The following is a 24,814-nucleotide window of genomic DNA, read 5'->3' as shown; positions in this document are numbered from 1 at the left end:
CGGACCTGCCGCACAGATTGCAAACCGGCCCACGAAGGGCCGGCTCACATATGGGTCGTATGATACCGCAGGCAGTCTGTCGCCAAACGTCAGTAATGGTCAACCCACGGGCAAACGCTCAATGGCCCCGCTCCGGGCTCCGGCTATACTCCCTGACACTTTTTGGCACGACACATAATTTTCACGCGGATCGGCCGGGCTCAGGCCAAAGAACGGGGACATTCTTGAAACGTGGTTTCTATCTGGTCATGGCCGCGCAGGCCTTCTCGTCATTGGCGGACAATGCGCTGTTCATCGCAGCCATCGCCTTGATTCAGGAGCTGCACGGCCCCGACTGGTTGGCGCCCATGATGAAATGGTCGTTCGCGCTGGCCTACGTGGTGCTGGCGGCCTTTGTCGGCGCCATCGCGGACTCCTTCCCCAAGGGCCGCGTGATGTTCTCCACCAACGCCCTGAAGGTGGCCGGCTGTCTGCTGATGTTCTCGTACGCCAGCATTGGCGTCGCCCCGGAATATCAGACTTACCTGGTGTGTGGCGCCTATGCCGTGGTCGGGATCGGGGCTGCGGCCTATTCGCCCGCCAAGTACGGCATCGTCACCGAAATGCTGCCCCCGCACATGCTGGTCAAGGGCAATAGCTGGATCGAAGGCCTGACGGTGTTCTCGATCATCCTGGGCACGGTGCTGGGCGGCCTGCTGATCTCGTCCTCGGTATCCACCGCGCTGTTGAGCCATTCTTTCATCGGCAGCTTGGTGCACACGCCTGCCGAAGCCGCCATTCTGGTGATTGCCTTCGTGTATCTGTTGGCAGCGCTGTGCAATCTGATGATTCCGCGCACCCACGTGCGCTACCCCCCGCAGCAGAAAAACCCGGTGCGCCTGATCCGCACGTTCTGGGGCTACGTCTGCGTGCTGTGGAAGGACAAGCTGGGCCAGATCTCGCTGGCCGTCACCACCCTGTTCTGGGGCGCGGGCGCCACGCTGCAACTGATCGTGATCGAATGGGGCCGCAGCCACCTGGGCTATCAACTGGACAAGGCGTCGATGCTGATGGGCGTGGCGGCGCTGGGCACCGTCGTGGGCTCCATCCTGGCTGGCCGCATCCCCTTGCGCCGCGCGCTGGCCGTGCTGCCGGTGGGCGCCGCCATGGGGCTGGTCGTGCTGCTGATGCCGCTCGTCTATTCGCCCTGGAGCGTCTACCTGCTGCTGCTGCTCACGGGCGGACTGGCCGGTTTCTTCGTGGTGCCGATGAACGCTCTGCTTCAGCATCGCGGCCACGTGCTGCTGTCGGCCGGGCATTCCATCGCGGTCCAGAACTTCAATGAACAGCTCAACATCCTGCTGATGGTTGCGATGTACACGCTGCTGCTGTGGCTGCAATTGCCCATCAACGTGATCATCGTGATCTTCGGTACGGTGGTCGCGGTGCTGATGGTCGTGTTCATGCGCTGGAGCAAGCGCAACATGCTGGCCAACCCCGACCTGCACGACCAGATCGGCCAGGAAGGCCATGGCCGCGCGCTGGACTCCACGCACTAAACGATTGATCTGCCAATAAAAAAACCGGGCCATGGCCCGGTTTTTTTATTGCCCTGCTCGGACGATGCCCGACGCCGGGTCAGGCCATCCGTGAGGCCAGCTTCAAGTCTTGCCACGCCCGCGCCTTTTCGGACGGGCTGCGCAGCAGGTACGCGGGGTGATAGCTGACGATAAGCGGAATCTCGCTTCCGTCTTCCGTCTTGAGCGTATGCACGCGACCGCGCAGGCTGCCGATCGTGGCGTCCGTGCCTAGCAGCGTCTGCGCGGCAAAGCGGCCCAGCACGAGGATGCGCTCGGGCTTGAGCAGCGCGATCTGCCGCATCAGATAGGGGCTGCAAGACGCGATCTCTTCGGGCTTGGGATTGCGGTTGCCCGGGGGACGGCACTTGATGACGTTGGTGATGAACACGTCGGTATCCCGGCTCATCCCCACGGCGGCCAGCATGGCGTCCAGCAACTGCCCCGAACGGCCGACGAAGGGGTGGCCCTGCCGGTCCTCTTGCTCGCCCGGCGCTTCGCCCACGACCAGCCAGCGGGTGGGGGTTGCGCCGTGGCCAAACACCGCATGGCGGCGTCCCTGGCACAGCCCGCAAGCCGTGCAGGCCACCACATGCTCGCGCAGCTCGTCCAGATTGGCGTTCTTGACGGCCTCGGCGACAGGAATGCGAGGCGCTTCGACGGCTTCTTCTTCGGCGGTCTTGGGAACGGGGCGCGGCGGTGGACCCGTTCGATTCAGGATGGACGCCGGAATGCCCGGCCGTCCGGAAGCCCGCTCGGTCGGAACGAAGGCGGCCGCGGGTATCGGCGCGACCGGATCGGCGACGACCGGGGGCTGCTCGGCAACCGTGGCCGAGGGCTCGATGCCGGGCGCCGCCAGCGCAACGGGCGCGGGCGCTGGCGGCGCCGCTGCCGGCAAAACCGGTTTCGAAACAGGCACTTGCGGTGCGGCAAGCGGCTTGGCTTCAACTGGCGACGGACGCAGCCACAGCCGCTCCATGCCGATTTCGCGCAGCCAGATGCGTTGCAGCGGATTGACGCGAGGCGCCACGGCGGGCATTGGCAACGTCATGCCGCCACCTGCTCGTCGGTCGCAAAGCGCTTCTGCATCACCAGCGCGTCTTCTCGCGTGCCCTTTTCCGCCGGGTAGTACCCCCGGCGCACGCCGATCTGCAAATAGCCATGGTGGCGGTAGAAGCTGACGGCCGAAGTATTGGACGGGCGCACTTCCAGCAACACGCCTTCCAGCCCGCGCTGACGCGCCTGTTCCTCGCACCATTGAAGGAGAATGCCCCCCAGCCCCTGGCGATGCAGGTCCTTGGAAACCGCGATGACCAGCAAATGCGCCACATCCGGGGCGTACATCAGGATGCAGAAGGCGATGACCCTGCCATCGCGGCGCAGCACCCACGCGCCGTATCCTGCGGATAAGGCGTCGACGAAATTACCGCGCGTCCACGGAAACGCCTGGACGTGGGCCTCCAGGGCGACGACGTCGTCCAGGTCCGCGTGCGTCAACGGTTGCGGCGTGTCGGAGGATGGCTGCGGTTCTGCGGCTTGCGGCGTAAGCGACGGCTGGGCTTTCGGGTTGCCGCCCTCGCCGCGCATGCGTTCGGCGGTGGTGAACGCGACCTTGTCGCGCACATACAGCGGCGCGGCCTCTTCGGGCGGCAACGCTTCGCCGCGCAGCCAGCCCTGGCGCGCCAGCCGGGCCACGCTGGCCGCTTCCGGGCGCAAGGCCTCGGCGGCGCGTGTCCAGCCCGCCACAGGCGTCATTTCGGACGCGTAGGCATCCCAGGCGTCACCCGCGAGCACAGGGCGCAGCGCCTGGCCGGCCGCTTCTGACCAGCCGGCAAGATGGTGCGCCGTCCAGGGCACGACCTCGGCCGCGGCGATCAAGAGGGGCGCTTGCAGCACTTCCCAGCCGCTATCTTCCGAAGAATTCGAGTCCGTACGGCGATAGACCGCCAGATAGACTTCGTTCATACGCGCGTCCAGCGCCACGACGATGGCGTCTGCCGGACCGGCCCCGGGCACCTGCGCGGCGACCGCCTGGTGCGATACTACGGGAAGCACCGGAATTCCCAGCCCCAGCCCCATGCCTTGCGCCACGCCACAGGCCACGCGCAGGCCAGTAAAGCCCCCGGGCCCCTGGCCAAACGCCACCGCATGCAGCGCCGTGGGCGCCAGGCCGGACTCGGCAAGCAGCTCGTTCGCCATCGGCAAGAGGCGTTCCGCATGCTCCTGCGAGCCCTCGTGTTCGCGGGTGATGACCTCCAAACGGCCATCGACCGTCCGCAGCAAAGCCACGCCGCAACGGGACGAAGAGGTTTCCAAAGCCAGCAGGTTTAGTTCCATAGATGCAGATTGTACGAAATACGCGGGTCCGCCCCCGGTTGTAAGGGGGATTTCAACCATGGTTCGCAATGTGTAATATCTTGTGAACGCCCACTAGCCGCTGGTTCTTGTCACTGTTACATTTCCGGCCATGAATACGCAAAACACCACCCCCACCCGAAAAATCCTCGTCGTTGACGATGATCCGCGCTTGCGCGATTTGCTGCGCCGGTATTTGTCCGAGCAGGGATTCAACGTTTTCGTCGCCGAAGACGCCAAAGAGATGGGCAAACTCTGGCAACGCGAGCATTTTGACCTGCTCGTGCTGGATCTGATGCTGCCCGGCGAAGATGGATTGTCCATCTGTCGTCGGCTGCGCGGTGGCCACGACAATACCCCCATCATCATGCTCACGGCCAAGGCGGAAGAAATCGACCGCATCGTGGGCCTGGAGATGGGCGCGGACGACTACCTGTCCAAACCGTTCAACCCCCGGGAACTGCTGGCGCGGATCAATGCGATCCTGCGCCGTCGCGGCACCGAGGAACATCCTGGCGCTCCCAGCCAGGAGAACGAATCGATCGCCTTCGGCCCCTACGTGCTGAACTTGTCCACCCGCACGCTCACGCGCAACGGTGAACAGGTGCCCATCACCACGGGTGAATTCTCGGTGCTCAAGGTGTTTGCGCGCCATCCGAAGATTCCCCTGTCCCGCGACAAGCTCATGGAACTGGCGCGCGGCCGCGAATACGAAGCTTTCGATCGCAGTCTCGACGTGCAGATCTCGCGCCTGCGCAAGCTGATCGAACCCAATCCGTCCAAGCCCGTGTTCATCCAGACCGTTTGGGGTCTCGGATACGTGTTTGTGCCGGACGGTGGTAGCTGATCGGCTCGCCCGCCCTGGGCAGGAGCGCAGCCTCGTGCCCCGCTTGCGCAGAACCTTCAGGAACCTGACTTCACGTTTGCGGCTCGGCTTGTTCGGCCGCACGTTCCTGCTGCTCGCAGCGCTGATGCTGGTCAGCCTGGGCGCGTGGCTTCAAGTATTTTTCAGCATGGAGCTGGGACCGCGCGCCAATCAAATGGCGCAGAGGGTGATCACGGCCGTCAATATCACGCGCACGGCCCTGATCTATTCTCATAACGGTGAACGCAGCAAGCTGCTGCTAGACCTTGCCACCAACGAGGGCATTCAGGTCTACCCGCGCGAAGTCACCGACTTTGCCGAAGCCCTTCCCGACGACGACTACTGGCAGCGCGTGGCGCAACACATCCGCACGCGCTTCGGCCCCGAGACGCAGATTGCTTGGGGCGTAAACCAGGTGCCCGGCTTCTGGGTCAGTTTCCAGATCGAAAAAGACCTGTACTGGCTCGTTTTCGAGCGAGAGCAGATCGGTTTGACCGGCGGTATCGAATGGCTCGGATGGGGCGCGACAGCGTTGCTGCTTTCCCTTGTCGGCGCGGCGGTCAGCGTGGGGTTCGTGAACCGGCCCCTGTCCCGGCTTGCCCGGGCCGCGCAGGTGCTCTCGCGCGGGGAAACGCCCGCGCCCTTGCCTGAGCAAGGGCCGCTGGAAATACGCGACCTGAACGCATCGTTCAACCGCATGGCCAAGGACTTACGGCAGGCCGAAGCCGACCGCGAACTCATGCTGGCGGGGATTTCGCACGATTTGCGCACCCCGCTGGCGCGTATGCGCCTTGAAATCGAACTGAGCGGCGTGTCGGAAGACGCGCGCCAGGCCATCGACGAAGACCTGGGCCAGATCGACCACAGCATCGGGCAACTGATGGAATACGCGCGGCCAGCCGGCACCCTGCCCCAACTGGCCACCGACATTTCAGCGGTGCTGGCGGAACTGTACGAGCGAGAGCGCAGCCACACTGCGTCGCTGGGCGGCGAGCTGGAAGCCTCGCTGGAACCGGGCTTGCGCGCGCGGATCACGGCGCTGGACCTCAAGCGCGTGGTCAGCAACCTGATCGAAAACGCCCGCCGCTACGGTCGGTCCAGCGACGGCATGGCGCACCTTGTCATGACGCTGCAAGCCGAAGGCGGGATGATCGTGATCGAAGTCTGTGACCGTGGCCCGGGCATTGCGCCCGAAGACGTGGACCGGCTGCTGCGCCCCTTCTCGCGTGGCGAGGCGGCGCGTACCGGCGTGAGCGGCGCGGGCTTGGGGCTGGCAATCGTGGAACGCCTGCTCAAGCACGTGGGCGGCACGCTGCGGATGCTGCCGCGAGAAGGCGGCGGACTGACCGCCCGGATAGAGTTGCCCAAAGCCAAGTTTAGGAATTATCAATTAGACAACGATAATCCATAGCGTAGAATTTATGGTTTGAGGCACTGCCTTATCTCCACCAACAACTACTGGGAGTAAACATGAAAACTGTTGGCGACAAACTCGAGCCCTTCAAGGTCACCGGCGTCAAGCCCGGCTTCAACCAGCACGAAGAAAATGGCGTGTCGGCGTTTGAAGACATCACCGAAAGCTCGTTCCCCGGCAAGTGGAAGGTGATCTACTTCTACCCGAAAGACTTCACGTTTGTGTGCCCGACCGAAATCGTCGGCTTCAACAAGCTGGCCAAGGATTTCGAAGACCGCGACGCCGTTCTGTTAGGCGGCTCCACCGACAACGAATTCGTCAAGCTGGCATGGCGCCGTGAGCATCCGGACCTGAACAAGCTGGGTCACTACCAATTCGGCGACACCACCGGTGCCCTGATCGACCAACTGGGCGTCCGCGAAAAGGGTGCTGGCGTTGCTCTGCGCGCCACCTTCATCGTCGACCCGGACAACACGATCCAGCACGTTTCGGTGAACAACCTGAACGTCGGCCGTAACCCGGAAGAAGTTCTGCGTCTGCTCGACGGTCTGCAAACCGATGAGCTGTGCCCGTGCAACCGTACGGTTGGCGGCGCTACGCTGTAATTTCCAGCCCGGCCAAGGGCCTGTCCGCAGGCCCGGCGCCGGGCTTTACTTGCTCTAGATTATAGGTAAAAACTATGGAATTTCTTACGACCATTAAGGAACAGCTGCCGGATTGGGCCAAGGACATCCGCCTGAATCTGGACGCCGTCATTGCCCGCTCGACCCTCGCGCCTGAAGACGCCGTAGGCGCCGCCCTGTCCGCCGCCTACGCCGCGCGCAGCCCGGTGCTGGTCGAAGCCTTCAAGAGCGGCCTGTCGGAAGGCGACGCCAATGCCGCCCTGACCGCGTCGGCGCTGATGGGCATGAACAACACCTGGTATCCCTACGTCGAAATGACGGGCGATGCCAACCTGAAGAGCCTGCCGGCGCAATTGCGCATGAACGCCTACGCAACGCATGGCGGGGTCGAGAAGAAGCGCTTTGAACTGTTCGCGCTGGTGGCTTCGATCATCGGCAAGTGCCATTTCTGCGTGGCCTCGCACTACGAAAATCTGAAGAACGACGGCCTGACGACCGAACAGCTGCGTGACGCTGGCCGTATCGCGGCTGTCGTCAACGCCGCTGCGCTGGCGCTCGCCGCGCAAGGCAAGTAAGCCGCCGCGGCCCCAGACCAAAAAGCCCGCCTGTTTCACAACAGGCGGGCTTTTTATCGCCCCAAGTGGCGTCAGCGCGCAATCAGTTTTGCGCCGCCTTCACCGGCGTGGTCGGCAGCCCGTTGGCCACCCAGGCTTGCATGCCGCCGCGATACCAGTAAGCGTCCCAACCCAGCGTGCCGACACGCAAGGCCGCGTTGTACGACGAGCGATCGTCCATGCTGGCGCCCATCAGCACGATCGGCACGCCACGATTGCCGCCCGATTTCTTCAGCAACCAATCGTCCAGCGCGTTTTGCAGATGGTCCTTGACGCTGCCGTCCGACCCGGCGTCGGTCAACGGATATGCGATGGGCAGGGTATCGGCCAGCCCGCTGGTGTCGACGATGACCAGGTTCTTGTTGTTCTTGATCAGCTGGACCAGGTCGCCGGTCGTGATCACCTTGGCGCGGTAATGCTGCACGGGCGTGGGTCCCTTGTAGGGCGCCGAAAACAGCAGAGTCGTGGCCGGGATGCCGCTGTCCTTCAACTCATCGAAGCCGCCCGTCGGGGCGGCAGCGCCCTGCCCCTGGCCCGCCGGCGCTTGTTGTTGGCGCGGCGGCGGGGCCGACCCGTCCTTGGCAACGACTTCACCGCCCACCGTGCCCATTTCGATATCGGAAATCATCACAGCGATGTTTTCGATCAGCTCGTAGCACATGGTGATCGTGCCTTCACGCGGGCTGTACCAGGCATTGAGCTTGCCGCAGTCCTTGAAGGTCACGTTCACCGGGCGGGGCAGCACATAAGTCTTGCCCAGCAGCTTGATGTTCTCGCCAATGGCGGCCGACAGATTATTCGCGAACAGATTGCCGATCTTGCGCTGCGACGGCTCGAACACCACGTTCACGGGCGCGCCCGGCGCATTGGCCGGCCGCTCGCCGTCCGGCGTCCAGGTGCCGACCCGCGTATGAGGCGCCAGAATCTTGCGCCACGCGCGATTCTGCTTGCTGAATTCATCCGTGCAGCGGGCTTTGGTACGGTCTTCGAAACCGGTCTGGCGAACGACGGATTCGAACACGGAGGGATTGCCGCCGTACATGATGCAGAGCATGTTGCGGAAGCGCTTGAGGTCGCCGGTGTGCTCGTCCTGCCATGCCGAAGGCGCCTGCCCCCGGTTCTCGGAAATCTTGCCGCTGTAATACCACTGCAAGGCGGCATAGGTCGCCGCCTCGCTCGCCATGCGGTCCACGTCCTTGTTGCCCGACGGGTACATCGTGGGCTCGACGATCTGTAGCGCCGCATAGATGTCCACCGCGTCCTCTTCGGCGCCGGTGGACGGCAATTGCAGTTCGCCGATCAGGGCGTGGCCGAATTCGTGCATGAAGATGCTCTTCATCAGGCCGATGTACACCGCGACGATGCGCTCTGTGTCACCGCCGAAACGCGGGTACGGCCCGGCACCCGGCAGACCCGTATTGTCACGGCTGGCCGCAGGACCGGACCGAGGCGCGCTCGCAGGCGGTTGCGTATTTTGCGGGCTGGCGGCCGTGCCGCCGCCACGAGGCGGCAGACCTGCCGGCGGCGCGCTGGCCGCGCCACCGCCGCGAGGCGGCAAGCCGGTGGATGCCGGGGGAGCTGCGGGCGGGTTGGCGCCCTTGTTGGTCGTGATGGAAAAATCCGCGATGCCGAACGTGCCGACGTCATACGCCATAATGCCGATGTCCGCACCCAATGCGGGCACGTCGGCCACGTCGCCAATCTTCTGTCCATTGACGATGAAGCGCGCCGCGCCAGGCACTTCAACCACTTTGATGCGATCCGAGCCGTCCAGCTTGGCAACGTTGGGCACGGATCCGAATTCGCGGCGATTCTGCCCATCCAGACAGAACAGCTGCGTGTTCTTGTCTGCTGAAATTTCAAGCAGGCACAGGCTCTTGCGCGCCCGGTTGTTCATCACAACGCCGATGGATGCCTTCGGATTCTGCGAATTGACGACCACGTTGACGTCGGTGATCCGGCCGGCTTCGGGTGCGGGTCCAACGCTGACATACAGCGTCTGCTCGCTGTCCGGCGTGCCCTTGTTCTGCAGGGTGAACCAACCGTCTTGCAAGCCCGCCGTCCACCCCTGCAACAGTTGCTGCCTGACACCGCCGGCAAGCGGGCCGAGCTGCTGTTCAAACTCCGCGTGTGCGGGAGCACACAGCGCGGCAAGGGCTAAGAGCAGGGCTGCGCCACGTAAATGCATCCGAATATCTCATGTGATTCGATTTGGGTAGCGCAGAATATTCCGAATCATATGGACCTGCTTATTCATTTGTTAAAGATGTATATCAAAGTAAATAATCGAGGCTTCAAGCGTCGACACGGGACAAAAGCGTGACCACGGTGGCCGCAATACCTTCCTTGCGCCCCAGGTAGCCCAAGCCCTCATTGGTCTTGGCCTTGATGTTTACGTCGGCTTCCGCCAAGCCGGTATCGGCGGCGATGTTCTTCACCATTGCAGGCGCATGCGGACCAATTTTCGGGGCCTGCGCATGCAGGGTCGCGTCGATGTTCACGGGCGTCCAACCCGCTGCGCGCACGCGCTCCATCGCTTCGCGCAGCAGCACACGGCTGTCCGCGCCCTTGAACGCGGGATCCGTATCCGGAAAGTGGCGGCCGATGTCGCCCAGGCCCGCCGCGCCCAGCAGCGCGTCGGTGACGGCGTGCAGCAACACATCAGCGTCGGAATGCCCCAACAGGCCATGCGTGTGCGGAATCGTCACGCCGCCGATGATCAGCGGCCGGCCCTCGACCAGGGCGTGTACGTCAAAGCCCTGCCCGACGCGAAAGGGAATGCTCATAGCCATTTTTCCATCAGTTCGAAATCATCTGGCCACGTCACCTTGAAGTTGCGCAGTGCGCCCGGGACCAGTAATGGCGCGTAGCCGGCTGCTTCCAAGGCGGAGGCCTCGTCGGTCACGGTCACGCCATTCACGGAGGCCGCCGTCAGCGCATCGCGCAACACGCCGGCCCGAAACATTTGCGGCGTCTGCGCCAACCACAAGCCATTGCGGTCCAGTGTGCGTTCGACCCGCTCGCGCCCGCCCTTGACGGTATCGGCGACCGGCAGCGCCAGCAGGCCACCCACGGGGTCGGCCAGGCAAGCGTCGATCAGGCGGCGCAACGCCGCTTCCGGCAGCCCGGGGCGCGCCGCATCGTGCACCAGCACCCAGGCATCGTCGGCCACGCCGCTGTCAGCCAGCGCACCCTCGACGGTATCGGCGCGTGTTGCGCCCCCGCAGGCCCGCCAGACCGTACGCGGCAGGCCGGCCAGCGCCGCATCGACCCAGCCATCGCCCGGCGTCACCGCCACCCGAACCTGGGCGATGCGGTCGTCGGCCAGCAACGCGCGTACCGCGTGACGCAACATGGGCTGTCCGGCCAATGGACGGTATTGCTTGGGAACGGGCTGCGCCCCGGGATGGCTGGCGCGGGCGCCGACGCCCGCTGCGGGAACGATCGCAATGATTGAGTCAGACATGGTGCGGTGATTTTATAATCTTCCGCTTGATGCCTGCTTCCATCCTGATGCCCACCCCCACTTCCCCCGTCACCGCCGCGCCGCCCGTCCCTGCGACCGCCTCTACTTTGTCCGCGCTGAAAGCCGGCGCTCGCTATGCGCAGCCCCGCCCGCCCGGTTCCGGCGACGCCTGGTTGCTGGCGGACCTGGCCCGGCAGGCGTCCGCGCCGCTGGTCATCCTGACGGCCGAACCGGTAGAAGCCCAGCGGCTGGCCGAAGAGATCCAGCTGTTTGCCCCCGACCTGCGCGTGCGGCAGCTGCCCGATTGGGAAACGTTGCCCTACGACGCCTTTTCCCCGCACCAGGACCTGATCTCCGAGCGCCTGCACACCCTGCATTCGCTGATGATGAAGACGGTGGACGTGCTGACGGTGCCGATCACCACGGCGCTGTACCGACTGGCGCCGCCCTCGTTCCTGGCGGCCTACACGTTTTCCTTCAAGCAGAAAGACAAGCTGAACGAAGCGGCGCTGCGCGCGCAACTGACGTTGGCCAATTACAACCACGTCACCCAGGTCACCGCGCCCGGCGAGTTCTGCCTGCGCGGCGGGCTGATCGATCTGTTCCCAATGGGCTCGGTGGTGCCCTACCGCCTGGATCTGTTCGACGACGAAATCGAAACCATCCGCAGCTTCGACGTGGACACGCAACGCAGCCTTTACCCGGTGGGCGAAGTGCAGCTGCTGCCCGGCCGCGAATTCCCCATGGACGAAGACTCGCGCAATCGCTTTCGCGCGCGCTTTCGTGAAATCTTCGAGGGCGACCCCTCGCGCGCCCTGCCCTATAAAGATATCGGCAACGGCATCCCGTTCGCGGGCGTCGAATACTACCTGCCGCTGTTTTTCGAAGAAACCGCCACGCTGTTCGACTACCTCACGGCGGGCACCGTCACGGTCACCATCGGCGACATCGACGACGCCATCCAGCGCTTCAACCAGGACACCTCCAGCCGCTACAGTTTCTTGAAGAGCGACCGCGAGCGCCCCGTGCTGCCGCCCTCGGCGCTGTTCCTGGATAGCGAAACGCTTTACACGCGGCTCAAGGAATTCCGTCGCCTGTCGCTGACGGCGGGCGAGCCTCACCCCGACTTTCAGCCGGTGCCCGATGTCAGCGTAGCGCGACGTTCGGACGATCCCATCGCCAAGCTGCGCGCGCTGGTGCAGACGCGGCAGACCCGTGTACTGCTGTGCGCCGACTCCGCCGGCCGGCGCGAGACCCTGGTGCAGATGCTGAATGAATTCGGCGTAACGCCCGATGCGCAGCCCGACACCATCGAAGCCTTTCTGGCGTCCGACGCCAACTTCGGCATCGTCGCCGCGCCGCTGGCGACCGGCTTCGGCCTGCCGCAAGCCAATCTGGCCTTCCTGACCGAAAACGATCTGTACCCCGGCCTGGCCACTACAGGCCGCCGGGGCAAGCGTGACCAGGAACGCGCCAGCAACGTCGAAGCGATGGTGCGCGATCTGTCCGAACTGCGCGCCGGCGATCCCGTCGTCCACGCGCAGCACGGCATCGGCCGCTATCACGGCCTGGTCAACATGGACATGGGCGAAGGCGAGATGGAATTCCTCCATCTTGAATACGCCAACGGCAGCACCCTTTACGTGCCGGTGTCGCAGTTGCACGTCATCGCGCGCTACAGCGGCGCCGACCCCGACGCCGCGCCGCTGCATCAGCTGGGTTCCGGCCAGTGGGACAAGGCGCGCCGCAAGGCCGCCAAGCAAGTGCGCGACACCGCCGCCGAACTGCTGGCGCTGTATGCGCAGCGCGCGGCGCGCGAAGGCTTTGCGTTCAATCTGCCGCTGAACGATTACCAGGCGTTCGCTGAAGGTTTCGGCTTTGAAGAAACCGTGGACCAGGCCGCCGCCATCGAGGCCGTGATCGCCGACATGACTTCCGGCCGGCCCATGGACCGACTGGTCTGCGGCGACGTGGGTTTCGGCAAGACCGAAGTAGCGTTGCGCGCCGCCTTCCTGGCGGTGGCCAACGGCAAGCAGGTCGCCCTGCTGTGCCCGACCACGCTGCTGGCCGAGCAACACGCACAGACGTTTTCCGACCGCTTCGCCGACTGGCCGGTGCGCGTGGTGGAACTGTCGCGCTTCCGTTCCGCCAAGGAAGTGGCGGCCGCCGTCGAAGGCATCAACGACGGCCGGGTCGACATCGTGATCGGCACGCACAAGATTCTGTCCAAGGATGTGAAATTCAAACGCCTGGGACTGGTCATCATCGACGAAGAGCACCGCTTCGGCGTGCGCCAGAAGGAAGCGCTGAAAGCGTTGCGGGCCGAAGTCGACGTGCTGACGCTGACCGCCACGCCCATCCCGCGCACGCTGGGCATGTCTCTGGAAGGCATCCGCGACTTCTCCGTCATCGCCACCGCGCCGCAAAAGCGGCTGGCGATCAAGACCTTCGTGCGGCGCGAAGACGGCAGCACGCTGCGCGAGGCCCTGCTGCGCGAGCTCAAGCGCGGCGGCCAGTGCTATTTCCTGCATAACGAGGTGGAAACCATCCACAACCGCCGCGCCCGCCTGGAAGAACTGGTGCCCGAAGCGCGTATCGCGGTGGCGCACGGCCAGATGCCCGAGCGCGAGCTGGAACAGGTGATGAAGGGCTTTTACCAGCAGCGCTACAACGTGCTGTTGTGCACCACCATCATTGAAACCGGCATCGACGTGCCCAGCGCCAACACCATCGTGATCCACCGCGCCGACCGCTTTGGCCTGGCGCAGCTGCATCAGCTGCGCGGACGCGTGGGCCGCTCGCACCACCAGGCCTACGCCTACCTGCTGACGCCCGGCGAGGACGCCATCACCAACAACGCGAAAAAGCGGCTGGAAGCCATCCAGGCCATGGAAGAGCTGGGCTCCGGTTTCTACTTGGCCATGCACGATCTTGAAATTCGCGGCACGGGCGAAGTGCTGGGCGATTCGCAGTCGGGCAACATCCAGGAAGTGGGTTTCTCGATGTACAACGAGATGCTCAACGAAGCCGTGCGTGCGCTGCGCGCGGGCGAAGAACCCGACCTGGACGCGCCGTTCAACCTGGCCTGCGAAGTCAATCTGCATGCCCCCGCCCTGCTGCCCTCCGACTATTGCGCCGACGTGCACGCGCGGCTGGGCATCTACAAGCGGCTGGCGCACGCGGCCGACGAAGACGATCTGATCCACATCCAGGAAGAACTGATCGACCGTTTCGGCAAGCTGCCCGAAGCCGCGCAAACGCTGCTGACGTCGCACCGCCTGCGTCTGGCCGCGCAGCCGCTGGGCATCGTCAAGATCGACGCCAGCGAAACCCAGGCCCTGATCCAGTTCGGCCCCAAGACCAGCGTGGATCCGGCCCGCATCATCGAGCTGGTACAACGCCAGCGCAACATCAAACTGGCCGGACAGGATAAATTGCGCGTTGAGATCAAAGCCGCGCAGATCCCCGCCCGCTCAGACGCCGTCCGCGCCGTGCTGCGTGCCTTGAAGTAAATCCGCAACCCTGCCCCTATTCTTATGACCACCCATCACCTTGTCGTCCAATCCCCCGGCTTGACCATCGAACACGCCGAGCAACTGGCCGCGCTGGCCCAGGCCCAGGGCGTGGCGCGCATCAGCAACACCGCGGCCCGCCTGCTGGACGTGCAGCATGACACGCTGACCCGCGCCGAAGTGGTGGCCTGGGCCGACCGCAAGGGCGTGGACGTGGCGTTCGTGCCTGCCGGGCTCAAGCTGTCGGACTGCAAGGTGCTGGCGATGGATATGGATTCCACGCTGATCAACATCGAATGCATCGACGAGATCGCCGGCGTGGTGGGCGTGAAGGACAAGGTGTCGGAAATCACCGAGGCCGCGATGCGCGGCGAAATCAAGGATTTCGCGGAGAGCCTGCGCCGCCGCGTAGCGCTGCTCAAGGGCGTGCCCGCCGAGGCGCTGGAACAGGTCTATGTGGAAAAGCTGCGCCTGAATCCCGGCGCGGAACGGCTGGTCAGCACGGCTCAGGCGGCCGGCATCAAGGTGCTGCTGGTCTCGGGCGGCTTCACCTTCTTCACCGACCGGCTGCGTGAACGCCTGAAACTGGACAGCGCGCACGCCAATACGCTGGAGATCGACAACGGACTCCTGACTGGTCATGTGCTGGGCGACATCCTGGATGCCCAGGCCAAGGCCGTGTACCTCCGCGAATTCGCCCGCACGCATGGCGCCACGAAAGACCAGATCATCGCCATCGGCGACGGCGCCAACGACCTGCTGATGCTGGGCGCGGCCGGCTTTCCGGTGGCCTATCACGCCAAACCCGTCGTGCGCGAGCAGACCCGCTACGCGCTGAACGTCACCGGCCTGGACGGCGTGCTGAACTGGTTCGAAGGCTGATCGTTCGCCCGCGAGCCATCAAAAAAATAGCCACCTTCAAGGTGGCTATTTTTCATCAGGCGTGTCGGATCAATACCGCATCTTCACCGACAGCAATGCCGCGCGGCCCGTGCCCAGCGCCGCATAGTGCGCCGCGTAAGCCTTCGTGTAATACGTTTCGTCGAACAGGTTCAGCACGTTCAACTGCGCCGAAAAGTGTTCGTTGAATTCGTAGGCCGCCATGGCGTCAAAGCGCCAGTAGGAAGGCACCCAGCGCGCCTTGGGCGTGCCATCGGCATTGCGCGTGGCGTCGGAATTGCCATACACCTTGTCCACGTAGTACGCGCCACCGCCCACCGTCAGCTTGGGCAGCACCTTGTAGGTGGTCCACAGGCTGAAGGCGTTGCGCGGGGTGTTGGGCAGGTCCTGGCCGATTGCGCCGCTGTTGTAGGCGCCCTTGGTCATTTCGCTGTCCATGAAGGTGTAGCCGCCAAACACGTTCCACCGGGGCGTGATGGCGCCCGAGAAGCCCAGTTCGATACCACGCACCTTGGCCTCACCCACCTGCGCCACTTCGGTGGCGGAGACGGCCACGCTCGTGTTCTTGCGGGTGTCGTGGAAAGCGGCCGCCGACAAGGTCAGGCGGTCGTCGAAGACCTGCCACTTGGTGCCCACTTCCACCGTGCGGCTCTTTTCGGGTTCAAGCGACGAGCTGGTCACCGATGCGGCATCGCTGATCGCGCCGCCGGCAAGCGCCGAAGGCGTGGACGAGGTGCCATAGGTGGCGTAGATCGTGCCGTTGGGCACCGGCTTGTACGCCAGGCCCACCTGGTAGTTGAACAGGCTGTCGTCGCGGCTGGTGCTGTAGAACGCGGGGGTGCCGGCCGGGTCATTGCGGCCGCGAGCGATGTTGCTGCCGCTGGTGCGGTAGTTGTCCCAGCGGGCGCCCAGGCTGGCCTGCCACTGTTCGTTGAACTTGATGGTGTCGAATCCGTACAGCGCCAGGGTGTCGGTGTTGTAGCGCGCCGGATTGTTGTTGCGGGTCAGCGTGCCCGGATAATCGGTGCCCGGATCCGGGTCCCACAACGACGAGCACAAGGCCGGGTTGGACAGGTCCGTCGCGCTGACCTTGCAGGCCATCGGGGCGTTCGCAATCTTCTGCGTGTAGCTGTCCTTGTCCTGCTTGATGTTGCTGTATTCAAAACCCAGGTCGAACGAGTGCTTCAGGCTGCCCGTGTCGAATTCGCCGGTCAGGTCGGTCTGGTTGGCGAAGCTCTTGGTGACGTAGTAGCCCGATTTCAACGCGCGGTACACCAGCCCGTTGGGCACGTTGCCCTTGCTATCGTCCGGGTTGGTCGCGGCGAAGTCCGTGGTGCCCCGGCCATAGCGGGTCACGTTGCGCAGTTGCAGCTTGTCCGAAAAGTCGTGTTGGAAGTCCACCGTGGCGACATCGTCGCGCGTCTTCATGAAGTCGCGCCCGGTCAGGCCATAGAACGACTTGCGGCTCACGCCCATGGTCTCCGTCACCGGCTGACCCGTCTTGGGGTCATACGGAATGGAGTAGTCCGGCATGCTGTCGTCTTGGTAGTGGTAGTAGCTCAGCGTGATGCGAGTCGGCGTACCCACACCCAGCATCAGCGACGGCGCTACGCCCCAGCGCTCGAAGTCCACCGCATTGTCGCGGCCAGGGACGTCGCCCTTGTTGCCCATCACGTTCAGGCGGAAGGCGGCCTTGTCGGCCAGGCGCCAGTTGCTGTCGATGGTGGCGCGGTAGTTGTTGTCCGTGCCGATCTGCGCGGTGGCCTCAGTAAAGTCAGTCGCCTTGGGGGCCTTGCTGATCATGTTGATGCTGCCGCCCGCGCCGCCCCGGCCCGAATACACCGAGTCCGGGCCCTTGATCACTTCCACCTGTTCCAGGTTGAACGTGTCGCGCACCTGCGTGCTGCTGTCGCGTATGCCATCCAGGAACAGGCTGCCCGCCGAGTTCTGCCCACGGATGATCGGAAGATCTCCGCCTGGGCGACCGCCTTCCCCCGCACCGAAGGTAATGCCGGGCGAGTTGCGCAGCACGTCCTGCAACGTCGATGCCGCCTGATCCTGGATCACCTGCTTGGGCACCACTTGCACCGTGCGCGGCGTATCGAGCAAGGGTGCGGTCATTTTCGGGGACGGCACCGTGTCGGTCTGGTACGAAGACCCCTCGCCTTCCACCCGGACCGGAGAAAGCTGCGTCACACCCGAGTCCGCAGACTGGGCGGCGGCGTAAGGGCTGATGAACAGGGCGGGTGCCGCGATCGCCGCGGCGAGCGAGGTCGCGAGCGTATTCAGCGAATACGAATCTTGGGGCTTCAAACCAGCTTCTCCAGAATGTGAATAGCAACGATTCTTGTTTTTTTACCGGTTGCGATTTTGATCCTGAGCGCTGAATGAAACCTGAATGAAAGCCCTGAATCCCCCTAAAAGATAAAAATACAACACTCGATCGACGAGGCTTTCATCGGTCGCTACCGACCGCGGGCGTCAAGAACGTCCGCTGAAAGGGCCGGAGGTTCGGCGGAAGTCGAAACCAGGGACAGCTCGCAAAGCGCCATGGAATCCCCGCCATGCAGGCGGACACCGCGTGCACCACTTTGTTCGCCGCCAAATGAAAAACGCCCCAGGCGGGGCGTTAGAGGCATTGGCGGGCCATCAGGCGCGCAGGCGGGGGTGCCGTTTGAACAGATAGCGGTACACGAACCCCGGATACGCCAGCACCAGATACAAGCTCAAGGTGATGGCGTAGAACTCCCAGGTCTGGGAAAAGCGATTTCCCAGCGTCGATTCAAACGCAAATCCCAGCGCGCCCACGATGGCGTAGAACACCAGCACTTCGACCAGGCGCATCCAGAACGGCTTGACCGCCACCGCCCCACCCTGTTTCCAGGGCAAGACGGCAAACACGCGTTCCGTCAGGAAAGGCAGGTTTGCGCTGACCAGCGCCAGCGCGATCAACAGCCATACCGCCAGCGTCTGGTTCATGGCTGCGTTCCGCTTACAGGCTGAGCGACGAGCGAATCGCCTGCACGCACAGCGCCATCAGGCCACCGGGCAACAGGCCCAGCACCAGCATCATGGCGCCGTTGATCGACAGCAGGCCGCGCTGGCCGACGGTCGCGACGATCGGGGCCACATCGGCGACCGGCTCGTCGAAGTACACGACCTTGACGACACGCAGGTAGTAGAACGCGCCAATCAGCGAGAACAGCACTGCAACCACGGCCAGCGTGACGTGGCCAGCGCTGATCAGCGCTTGCAGCACGGCCAGCTTGGCGTAGAAGCCCACCAGCGGCGGAATGCCGGCCAGCGAGAACATCAGCAGCAGCACGATGAAGGCGTGCCACGGGCTGCGGCGGTTCAGGCCCTTCAGGTCGTCGATATGCTCGCACTCGAAACCCTGGCGCGACAGCAGCAGCACGATGCCGAAGCTGGCCAGCGTGGTCAGCACGTAGGTCAGCATGTAGAACAGCGACGCACCATAAGCGGCGGACGACAGTTCCGGCTTGCCCGCGACCGAACCCGACATCAGGCCCAAGAGCACGAAGCCCATGTGCGAAATGGTGGAGTACGCCAGCATGCGCTTGAAGTTGGTCTGCGCGATGGCGGTCAGGTTACCGATAGCCAGCGACAGCACGGCCAGGATCATCAGCATCGGCTGCCAATCGGCGGCCAGGCCGTGCAGGCCGTCGACCAGCAGGCGCAGCGTGATGGCGAAGGCCGCCAGCTTGGGCGCGCCGCCCAGGATCAGCGTCACGGCGGTGGGCGAACCCTGGTAGACGTCCGGCACCCACATGTGGAACGGCACGGCGCCCAGCTTGAACGCCAGACCCGACACCAGGAACACGATGCCGAACACCAGCGCCATCTTCTCGGCCTTGCCAGCCGCGATGACCTTGGACACTTCGGTCAGGTCCAGGTGGCCCGTAGCGCCGTAGACCATCGACATGCCGTACAGCAGGAAGCCCGAGGCCAGCGCGCCCAGCACGAAGTACTTCATGGCGGCTTCGGTGGCGACGACGTCATCGCGACGCAGCGCGATCAGCGCGTACAGCGCCAACGACATCAGTTCCAGGCCCAGGTAGATGGAGATGAGGTTCCCGGAGGAAATCATGACCATCTGGCCCAGCAGCGCGAACAGCGTCAGGACGTAGAGCTCGCCGCCCTTGAGCATGTCGCGCGCCTGCGCATAGACGCGGCCGTAGACCAAGGTCGCGGCAACCGCGATGTAGGACGCGATCTTGAGCAGGTGCGACAGTTCGTCGGTGACGTACAGGCCGTTGAACGTTGCGCCCGCAACGCCGTTTTTCCATTGCACGGCCGACACGACGGTCAGCACGCCCAATACCAGCATGGTCAGCAGGAACGTCGGCTTGCGCTCGGGGTGATTGCTGACCGCGTCGACGAGCAGGATAGCCAGGCCGGAAACCAGCAGAAGGATTTCCGGCGCCGCCAGGGCGAAATCGATTTGGGATTGCATCATTGTCTTGTCTTACAGTTTCGAGACGGCAACGTGTTGCAGCAGGGCCTCGACCGACACGTGCATCACGTCGGTAAAGGGCTTGGGATAGATCCCCATGTACAACACGGCGATCGCCATCACGCCAAGAATCACAAATTCGCGGCGGTTGATATCGGTCAGCTCGCGAACGTGGTCATTGGCGATGTCGCCCAGAACCACGCGCTTGACCATCCACAGCGAATACGAAGCACCCAGGATCAGGGCGGTAGCCGCCAACAGGCCGATCCAGAAGTTGTGCTCGACGGCGCCCATGATCACCATGAACTCGCCGACGAAACCGCTGGTGGCCGGCAGGCCGCTGTTGGCCATCGAGAAGAGGATGAAGAACGTCGCGAAGCGCGGCATCACGTTGACCACGCCGCCGTAATCGGCGATGCGGCGCGAGTGCATGCGGTCATAGAGCACGCCGATACACATGAACATGGCGCCCGACACGAAGCCGTGCGAAATCATCTGCACGATGGCGCCTTCGACGCCGGCCGTGTTGAAGATGAAAAAGCCCAAGGTCACGAAACCCATGTGGGCCACGGACGAATAAGCCACCAGCTTCTTCATGTCTTCCTGGATGATCGCCACCAGGCCAATGTAGATCACGGCAATCAGCGACAACGTGATCATCAGGCCAGCCAGGCTATGCGAAGCGTCAGGCGTGATCGGCAGCGAGAAGCGCAGGAAGCCGTAGGCGCCCAGCTTCAGCATGATCGCGGCCAGCACGATGGAGCCGCCAGTAGGCGCTTCCACGTGAGCATCCGGCAACCACGTGTGGACGGGCCACATCGGCACCTTCACCGCGAACGCCGCCAGCAGCGCCACGAAGATCAGGATCTGCGGGGTTTGGCCGAGCTTGACCTGGTGCCAGGTCAGGATGTCGAACGAACCGCCCGACGCGTGCCACAGGTAGATGAACGCGATCAGGGTCAGGAGCGAGCCCATCAGCGTGTACAGGAAGAACTTGAATGCCGCATACACACGGTTCGGTCCGCCCCAGACGCCGATGATGATGTACATCGGGATCAGCGTGGCTTCGAAGAACACGTAGAACAGCATGCCGTCCAGCGCGGCGAACACGCCCACCATCAGACCCGACAGGATCAAGAAGGCGGCCATGTACTGCGCGACGCGGCTGGTGATGACTTCCCAGCCGGCCAGCACCACGATGATGGTGATGAACGCGGTCAGGAGGACGAACCACAGCGAAATGCCGTCGATGCCCAGGTGGTAATTGACGTTGAAGGCTTCAATCCAGGAAGCCTTCTCCACGAACTGCATGGCGGCCGTGGTGTTATCGAAACCGGTGTAGAGCGGAATCGTGACGAGGAAACCGGCGAAGGCGCCGACGAGCGACAGGCCGCGCGTCAGACCGGGACGGTCGTCACGGCCCACCGCCAGCACCAGCAGGCCGAATACGATCGGGACAAAGATCGCAAGCGTGAGCCAGGGGAAAGTGTTGGATGCCATCTCGCTTGCCATCATTGGGGAATCAGCACAAAGAAAGTCACCAGCGCCATGATGCCGATGATCATCGCGAACGCGTAGTGATAGATGAAGCCGGACTGCAGGTGGCGGCTGACCGCAGCCACCCAGCCCACCACGCGAGCGCTACCGTTGACGAGCAGGCCGTCAATGATGCCGCGGTCGCCGGTCTGCCACAGGCCACGGCCCAGGGCGCGCAGGCCACGAGCGATGATCTGTTCGTTGACCCAATCCACGTAGTACTTGTTCTCAAGCACCTTGTTCACGCCAGACAGGCTGGATTTGATCGCGGCCGGAACCTTGGGATTGATCAGGTAGCAGTACCAGGCGATGACAAAACCAGCCACGACCAGCCAGAACGGCAGGGTCTGGAAGGCATGCAGGCCATAGGCCACCCAGCCGTGCCATTCTTCTTGCAGTTCATGCATGGCCGGATGCTGCGGCAGCACCGTGATCACGCCGTTGAAGAACTTGCCGAACAGCATCGGGTCAACTGCCCAGGCGCCAACCAGCACCGACGGAATCGCCAGCAGGATCAGCGGCAGCGTGACCACCCAGGGCGACTCATGCGGCTTGCCGCCATGATGGCCGTGGTCATCGTGGCCATGATCATCGTGGCCGTGAGCGTCATGGCCGTGGCCATGGTCGCTGGTGTCGAAACGTTCCTTGCCATGGAAGACCAGGAAGTACACGCGGAACGAGTACAGCGAGGTCACGAACACACCGATCAGCACGGCGTAGTACGCGAAGCTTGCGCCCCAGACGTTGGCGTGGCCAGCGGCTTCGATGATGTTTTCTTTCGAGTAGAAACCCGAGAAGAACGGCGTACCGACTAGCGCCAGCGTGCCCAGCAGGAAGGTGATCCAGGTGATGGGCATGTACTTGCGCAGGCCGCCCATGTTGCGGATGTCCTGATCGTGGTGCATGCCGATGATGACCGAACCCGCGCCCAGGAACAGCAGCGCCTTGAAGAACGCGTGGGTCATCAGGTGGAAAATGGCCACCGAGTAGGCCGATGCGCCCAGCGCCACGGTCATGTAGCCCAGCTGCGACAGCGTGGAGTACGCGACGACGCGCTTGATGTCGGTCTGGATGATGCCCAGGATGCCCAGGAACAACGCACCGATGGCGCCGATCACGATAATGAACGACAGCGCCACGTCCGACAGTTCGAACAGCGGCGAGAAGCGCGCAACCATGAAGATGCCGGCCGTCACCATGGTGGCGGCGTGGATCAGCGCGGAGATCGGGGTCGGGCCTTCCATCGAGTCAGGCAGCCAGGCGTGCAGCGGAACCTGGGCCGATTTGCCCATGGCGCCGATGAACAGGCAGATACACGCCACCGTCAGCAGCATCCAGTCAGAGCCCGGCAGGGTCATCGCGGCCAGCTTGTCGGCTTGGGCGAACACCTCGCCGTAGTGCATCGTGCCGGCATACGCGAACAACAGGCCGATGCCCAGCACGAAGCCGAAGTCGCCGACGCGGTTGATCAGGAATGCCTTCATGTTGGCGAAGATGGCCGTGGGGCGGGTGTACCAGAAACCGATCAGCAGGTACGACACCAGGCCCACTGCTTCCCAGCCGAAGAACAGCTGCACCATGTTGTTCGACATCACCAGCATCAGCATGGAGAACGTGAACAGCGAGATGTACGAGAAGAAGCGCTGGTAGCCGGGATCGTCAGCCATGTAGCCGATGGTGTAGATGTGCACCATCAGCGACACGGAGGTGACCACGACCATCATCATGGCCGACAGCGGATCGATCAGGAAGCCGATTTCCAGCTTGGTCTGGCCGATCAGGCTCCAGGTGTAGACCGCGCCGTCAAAGCGCAGGCCGTTGAGCACGTCGCCCAACACCACCACCGAACCGATGGCAGAGATGAGCACGCCAAGAATGGTGATGACGTGAGACGCGCGCCGGCCGATCGGACGGCCCAGGAAGCCGGTGCCGAAAAGGCCCGCGAGAATTGCTCCGGCCAGCGGTGCCAGCGCGATGAGCAAGTAGAGATTGGGTGAGCTAGACATTTTCTTCCAATACCCCGTCAGCCCTTCAGGCGATCGAGTTCGTCAACGTTGATCGTGTTCAGGTTGCGGAACAGCAGCACCAGGATGGCCAGGCCGATCGCCGCTTCAGCGGCGGCCACGGTCAGGATGAAGAACACGAACACCTGGCCGGCGGTATCGCCGAACCAGCTGGAGAACGCCACGAAGTTCATGTTGACGGCCAGGAGCACGAGCTCGATGGACATCAAGAGAATGATCAGGTTGCGGCGGTTCAGGAAGATGCCGAAGATCCCGATGGCGAACAGGATCGCCCCAAGGATCAGATAGTGGGCCAGCGTCAGCGTCATTGTTTTTCTCCTTGGGGCGCAGCGGCGACTCCGGACGAACCATCGCGCTTGGCTTGTGCACGCTCGCTCTGGGCGGGCATCTTGACCATGCGGAAGCGGTCCTTCGAACGGACGCGCACGGCGGCCACGGGGTCGTTGTACTTCACGTCGCGGCGGCGGCGCAGCGTCAGCGCAATCGCGGCGACCATGCCGACCAGCAGCAAGGCGGCGCCCACTTCAACGGCGTAGATGTACTGGGTGTACATGGCTTCGCCCAGCGCGCGGGCGTTGTTGTAGTCGCCGGCAACCGGAGCCTGCGGACCCGCGCCGTACCAGGTGGAACCCAGCACGAACGACATTTCCAGCACCAGCACCAGACCAATCACCAGGCCCAGAGGCAGGTAGGTCTTGAGGCCCTGGCGCATGGCGTCCATGCGGATGTCCAGCATCATCACGACGAAAAGGAAGAGCACCATCACGGCGCCCACGTACACCAGCACCAGCAGCAAGGCCAGGAATTCGGCGCCCAGCAGCATCCACAGCATGGCTGCGTTGGAGAATGCCAGGATCAGGTGCAATACGGCGGTCACCGGACTGCGCGCGGTGATCACGCGGAACGCCGCGATCACCAGCACGGCGGCCAGTATGTAGAAAAGGACAGTGGTAAAAGTCATGGATCAGACCCTGGGCTTCAACGGTAAGGAGCGTCGTCGGCCCGGCGGCGGGCGATGTCGGCTTCGTAGCGGTCGCCCACGGCGAGCAGCATGTCTTTGGTGAAATACAGGTCGCCGCGCTTTTCACCGTGGTATTCGTGGATATGGGTTTCCACGATCGAGTCCACGGGGCAGCTTTCCTCACAGAAGCCGCAGAAAATGCACTTGGTCAGATCGATGTCGTAACGCGTGGTGCGGCGGGTGCCGTCCTCGCGCTGGTCCGATTCGATGGTGATCGCCAAGGCCGGACACACGGCTTCGCACAGCTTGCACGCGATGCAGCGCTCTTCCCCGTTGGGGTAGCGGCGCAATGCGTGCAGGCCGCGGAATCGCGCCGACGTAGGCGTTTTTTCCTGCGGGTAGCGCAAGGTCACCTTGCGCTTGAAAAAGTACTTGCCCGTCAGGCGCATGCCCTTGAGCAACTCGGTCAGCATCAGGCTGCCGAAGAAATCTTTGATCGCTTCCATATCCTGCC

At 63.6% G+C, this 24,814-nt stretch carries 20 protein-coding genes; 7 read left to right on the top strand and 13 right to left on the bottom strand.

Annotation, left to right across the window (positions count from 1 at the left end; genetic code table 11):
- The first annotated feature begins 224 nt into the window (after positions 1-224).
- Positions 225-1,538 (top strand): lysophospholipid transporter LplT, encoded by a 1,314-nt coding sequence (gene lplT / locus API01S_RS09725; protein WP_006217986.1) that lies wholly within the window; start codon positions 225-227, stop codon positions 1,536-1,538.
- A gap of 79 nt (positions 1,539-1,617) precedes the next feature.
- Here the strand turns inward: lplT and API01S_RS09720 are convergent, their stop codons facing one another.
- Entirely contained in the window at positions 1,618-2,607 is a 990-nt protein-coding gene (locus API01S_RS09720) for a uracil-DNA glycosylase (protein WP_050727879.1), read from the bottom strand.
- A complete protein-coding gene (locus API01S_RS09715; RefSeq protein ID WP_050727880.1) occupies positions 2,604-3,893 on the bottom strand; it encodes a bifunctional tRNA (adenosine(37)-N6)-threonylcarbamoyltransferase complex dimerization subunit type 1 TsaB/ribosomal protein alanine acetyltransferase RimI in 1,290 nt (429 codons plus the stop codon). The genes API01S_RS09720 and API01S_RS09715 overlap by 4 nt, the downstream gene beginning before the upstream one ends.
- A 130-nt stretch (positions 3,894-4,023) precedes the next feature.
- On the opposite strand from API01S_RS09715, the gene risA reads away from it, so the two are divergent.
- From risA to API01S_RS09695, 4 genes are all read left to right on the top strand, one after another.
- Positions 4,024-4,758: a response regulator transcription factor RisA gene (gene risA / locus API01S_RS09710; RefSeq protein ID WP_003813882.1), complete on the top strand. Its 735-nt coding sequence runs from the start codon at positions 4,024-4,026 to the stop codon at positions 4,756-4,758.
- A 34-nt stretch (positions 4,759-4,792) separates the two neighbouring features.
- Complete coding sequence (risS, locus tag API01S_RS09705) at positions 4,793-6,187, top strand: sensor histidine kinase RisS (protein ID WP_006217983.1); 1,395 nt, start codon at positions 4,793-4,795, stop codon at positions 6,185-6,187.
- 59 nt (positions 6,188-6,246) lie between these two features.
- Complete coding sequence (locus API01S_RS09700) at positions 6,247-6,795, top strand: peroxiredoxin (protein WP_006217982.1); 549 nt, start codon at positions 6,247-6,249, stop codon at positions 6,793-6,795.
- A 74-nt stretch (positions 6,796-6,869) separates the two neighbouring features.
- A complete protein-coding gene (locus API01S_RS09695; RefSeq protein ID WP_006217981.1) occupies positions 6,870-7,388 on the top strand; it encodes a carboxymuconolactone decarboxylase family protein in 519 nt (172 codons plus the stop codon).
- 82 nt (positions 7,389-7,470) lie between these two features.
- Here the strand turns inward: API01S_RS09695 and API01S_RS09690 are convergent, their stop codons facing one another.
- The 3 genes from API01S_RS09690 to ispD all read right to left on the bottom strand — a co-directional run bounded on the left by API01S_RS09690 (position 7,471) and on the right by ispD (position 10,893).
- On the bottom strand, positions 7,471-9,480 hold the full coding sequence (locus API01S_RS09690) for a DUF4344 domain-containing metallopeptidase (protein ID WP_254598559.1): 2,010 nt from the start codon (positions 9,478-9,480) through the stop codon (positions 7,471-7,473).
- A gap of 241 nt (positions 9,481-9,721) precedes the next feature.
- The gene (gene ispF, locus API01S_RS09685) at positions 9,722-10,213 is read right to left on the bottom strand and encodes a 2-C-methyl-D-erythritol 2,4-cyclodiphosphate synthase (RefSeq protein WP_061304306.1); all 492 of its coding nucleotides are present in this window, start codon (positions 10,211-10,213) and stop codon (positions 9,722-9,724) included.
- Positions 10,210-10,893: a 2-C-methyl-D-erythritol 4-phosphate cytidylyltransferase gene (ispD, locus tag API01S_RS09680; protein ID WP_006217977.1), complete on the bottom strand. Its 684-nt coding sequence runs from the start codon at positions 10,891-10,893 to the stop codon at positions 10,210-10,212. The genes ispF and ispD overlap by 4 nt, the downstream gene beginning before the upstream one ends.
- Before the next feature lie 29 nt (positions 10,894-10,922).
- On the opposite strand from ispD, the gene mfd reads away from it, so the two are divergent.
- Positions 10,923-14,405, top strand: a complete 3,483-nt coding sequence (mfd, locus tag API01S_RS09675) for a transcription-repair coupling factor (RefSeq protein WP_006217976.1) — start codon at positions 10,923-10,925, stop codon at positions 14,403-14,405.
- A 24-nt stretch (positions 14,406-14,429) separates the two neighbouring features.
- On the top strand, positions 14,430-15,287 hold the full coding sequence (gene serB / locus API01S_RS09670; RefSeq protein WP_050727883.1) for a phosphoserine phosphatase SerB: 858 nt from the start codon (positions 14,430-14,432) through the stop codon (positions 15,285-15,287).
- Positions 15,288-15,356: 69 nt separating this feature from the next.
- Here serB and API01S_RS09665 read toward each other — a convergent pair whose 3' ends face one another.
- From API01S_RS09665 to nuoI, 8 genes are all read right to left on the bottom strand, one after another.
- The gene (locus API01S_RS09665) at positions 15,357-17,618 is read right to left on the bottom strand and encodes a TonB-dependent receptor (protein WP_006217974.1); all 2,262 of its coding nucleotides are present in this window, start codon (positions 17,616-17,618) and stop codon (positions 15,357-15,359) included.
- A gap of 336 nt (positions 17,619-17,954) precedes the next feature.
- A complete protein-coding gene (locus API01S_RS09660; protein WP_006217973.1) occupies positions 17,955-18,284 on the bottom strand; it encodes a DUF2818 family protein in 330 nt (109 codons plus the stop codon).
- Between the two features lie 13 nt (positions 18,285-18,297).
- On the bottom strand, positions 18,298-19,782 hold the full coding sequence (nuoN, locus tag API01S_RS09655; protein WP_050727884.1) for an NADH-quinone oxidoreductase subunit NuoN: 1,485 nt from the start codon (positions 19,780-19,782) through the stop codon (positions 18,298-18,300).
- A gap of 9 nt (positions 19,783-19,791) precedes the next feature.
- Entirely contained in the window at positions 19,792-21,294 is a 1,503-nt protein-coding gene (locus API01S_RS09650) for an NADH-quinone oxidoreductase subunit M (RefSeq protein ID WP_006217971.1), read from the bottom strand.
- A complete protein-coding gene (nuoL, locus tag API01S_RS09645) occupies positions 21,291-23,321 on the bottom strand; it encodes an NADH-quinone oxidoreductase subunit L (RefSeq protein WP_006217970.1) in 2,031 nt (676 codons plus the stop codon). Before nuoL ends, API01S_RS09650 begins: the two co-directional genes overlap by 4 nt.
- A gap of 17 nt (positions 23,322-23,338) precedes the next feature.
- Positions 23,339-23,647 (bottom strand): NADH-quinone oxidoreductase subunit NuoK, encoded by a 309-nt coding sequence (nuoK, locus tag API01S_RS09640; protein ID WP_006217969.1) that lies wholly within the window; start codon positions 23,645-23,647, stop codon positions 23,339-23,341.
- Positions 23,644-24,300 (bottom strand): NADH-quinone oxidoreductase subunit J, encoded by a 657-nt coding sequence (locus API01S_RS09635; protein ID WP_050727885.1) that lies wholly within the window; start codon positions 24,298-24,300, stop codon positions 23,644-23,646. The genes nuoK and API01S_RS09635 overlap by 4 nt, the downstream gene beginning before the upstream one ends.
- A 17-nt stretch (positions 24,301-24,317) precedes the next feature.
- Complete coding sequence (gene nuoI / locus API01S_RS09630) at positions 24,318-24,806, bottom strand: NADH-quinone oxidoreductase subunit NuoI (RefSeq protein WP_006217967.1); 489 nt, start codon at positions 24,804-24,806, stop codon at positions 24,318-24,320.
- Between the last annotated feature and the right edge of the window lie 8 nt (positions 24,807-24,814).

Origin of the sequence: Achromobacter piechaudii NBRC 102461, assembly GCF_001571245.1 — a bacterium.
Taxonomy (GTDB): domain Bacteria; phylum Pseudomonadota; class Gammaproteobacteria; order Burkholderiales; family Burkholderiaceae_B; genus Achromobacter; species Achromobacter piechaudii.
Note: the sequence above shows the minus strand (reverse complement) of the source record. Positions and strands in the feature narration are given on the sequence as shown.

Excerpts from the sequence above, each read along its gene's own strand:
- API01S_RS09720 (WP_050727879.1), bottom strand. The coding sequence starts at position 2,607 with ATGACGTTGCCAATGCCCGCCGTGGCGCCTCGCGTCAATCCGCTGCAA.
- serB (WP_050727883.1), top strand. The coding sequence starts at position 14,430 with ATGACCACCCATCACCTTGTCGTCCAATCCCCCGGCTTGACCATCGAA.
- API01S_RS09635 (WP_050727885.1), bottom strand. The coding sequence starts at position 24,300 with ATGACTTTTACCACTGTCCTTTTCTACATACTGGCCGCCGTGCTGGTG.
- nuoL (WP_006217970.1), bottom strand. The coding sequence starts at position 23,321 with ATGTCTAGCTCACCCAATCTCTACTTGCTCATCGCGCTGGCACCGCTG.
- ispD (WP_006217977.1), bottom strand. The coding sequence starts at position 10,893 with ATGTCTGACTCAATCATTGCGATCGTTCCCGCAGCGGGCGTCGGCGCC.
- mfd (WP_006217976.1), top strand. The coding sequence starts at position 10,923 with ATGCCTGCTTCCATCCTGATGCCCACCCCCACTTCCCCCGTCACCGCC.
- API01S_RS09700 (WP_006217982.1), top strand. The coding sequence starts at position 6,247 with ATGAAAACTGTTGGCGACAAACTCGAGCCCTTCAAGGTCACCGGCGTC.
- nuoN (WP_050727884.1), bottom strand. The coding sequence starts at position 19,782 with ATGATGCAATCCCAAATCGATTTCGCCCTGGCGGCGCCGGAAATCCTT.
- risA (WP_003813882.1), top strand. The coding sequence starts at position 4,024 with ATGAATACGCAAAACACCACCCCCACCCGAAAAATCCTCGTCGTTGAC.
- API01S_RS09695 (WP_006217981.1), top strand. The coding sequence starts at position 6,870 with ATGGAATTTCTTACGACCATTAAGGAACAGCTGCCGGATTGGGCCAAG.
- nuoI (WP_006217967.1), bottom strand. The coding sequence starts at position 24,806 with ATGGAAGCGATCAAAGATTTCTTCGGCAGCCTGATGCTGACCGAGTTG.
- nuoK (WP_006217969.1), bottom strand. The coding sequence starts at position 23,647 with ATGACGCTGACGCTGGCCCACTATCTGATCCTTGGGGCGATCCTGTTC.
- ispF (WP_061304306.1), bottom strand. The coding sequence starts at position 10,213 with ATGAGCATTCCCTTTCGCGTCGGGCAGGGCTTTGACGTACACGCCCTG.
- API01S_RS09660 (WP_006217973.1), bottom strand. The coding sequence starts at position 18,284 with ATGAACCAGACGCTGGCGGTATGGCTGTTGATCGCGCTGGCGCTGGTC.
- API01S_RS09715 (WP_050727880.1), bottom strand. The coding sequence starts at position 3,893 with ATGGAACTAAACCTGCTGGCTTTGGAAACCTCTTCGTCCCGTTGCGGC.
- API01S_RS09650 (WP_006217971.1), bottom strand. The coding sequence starts at position 21,294 with ATGATGGCAAGCGAGATGGCATCCAACACTTTCCCCTGGCTCACGCTT.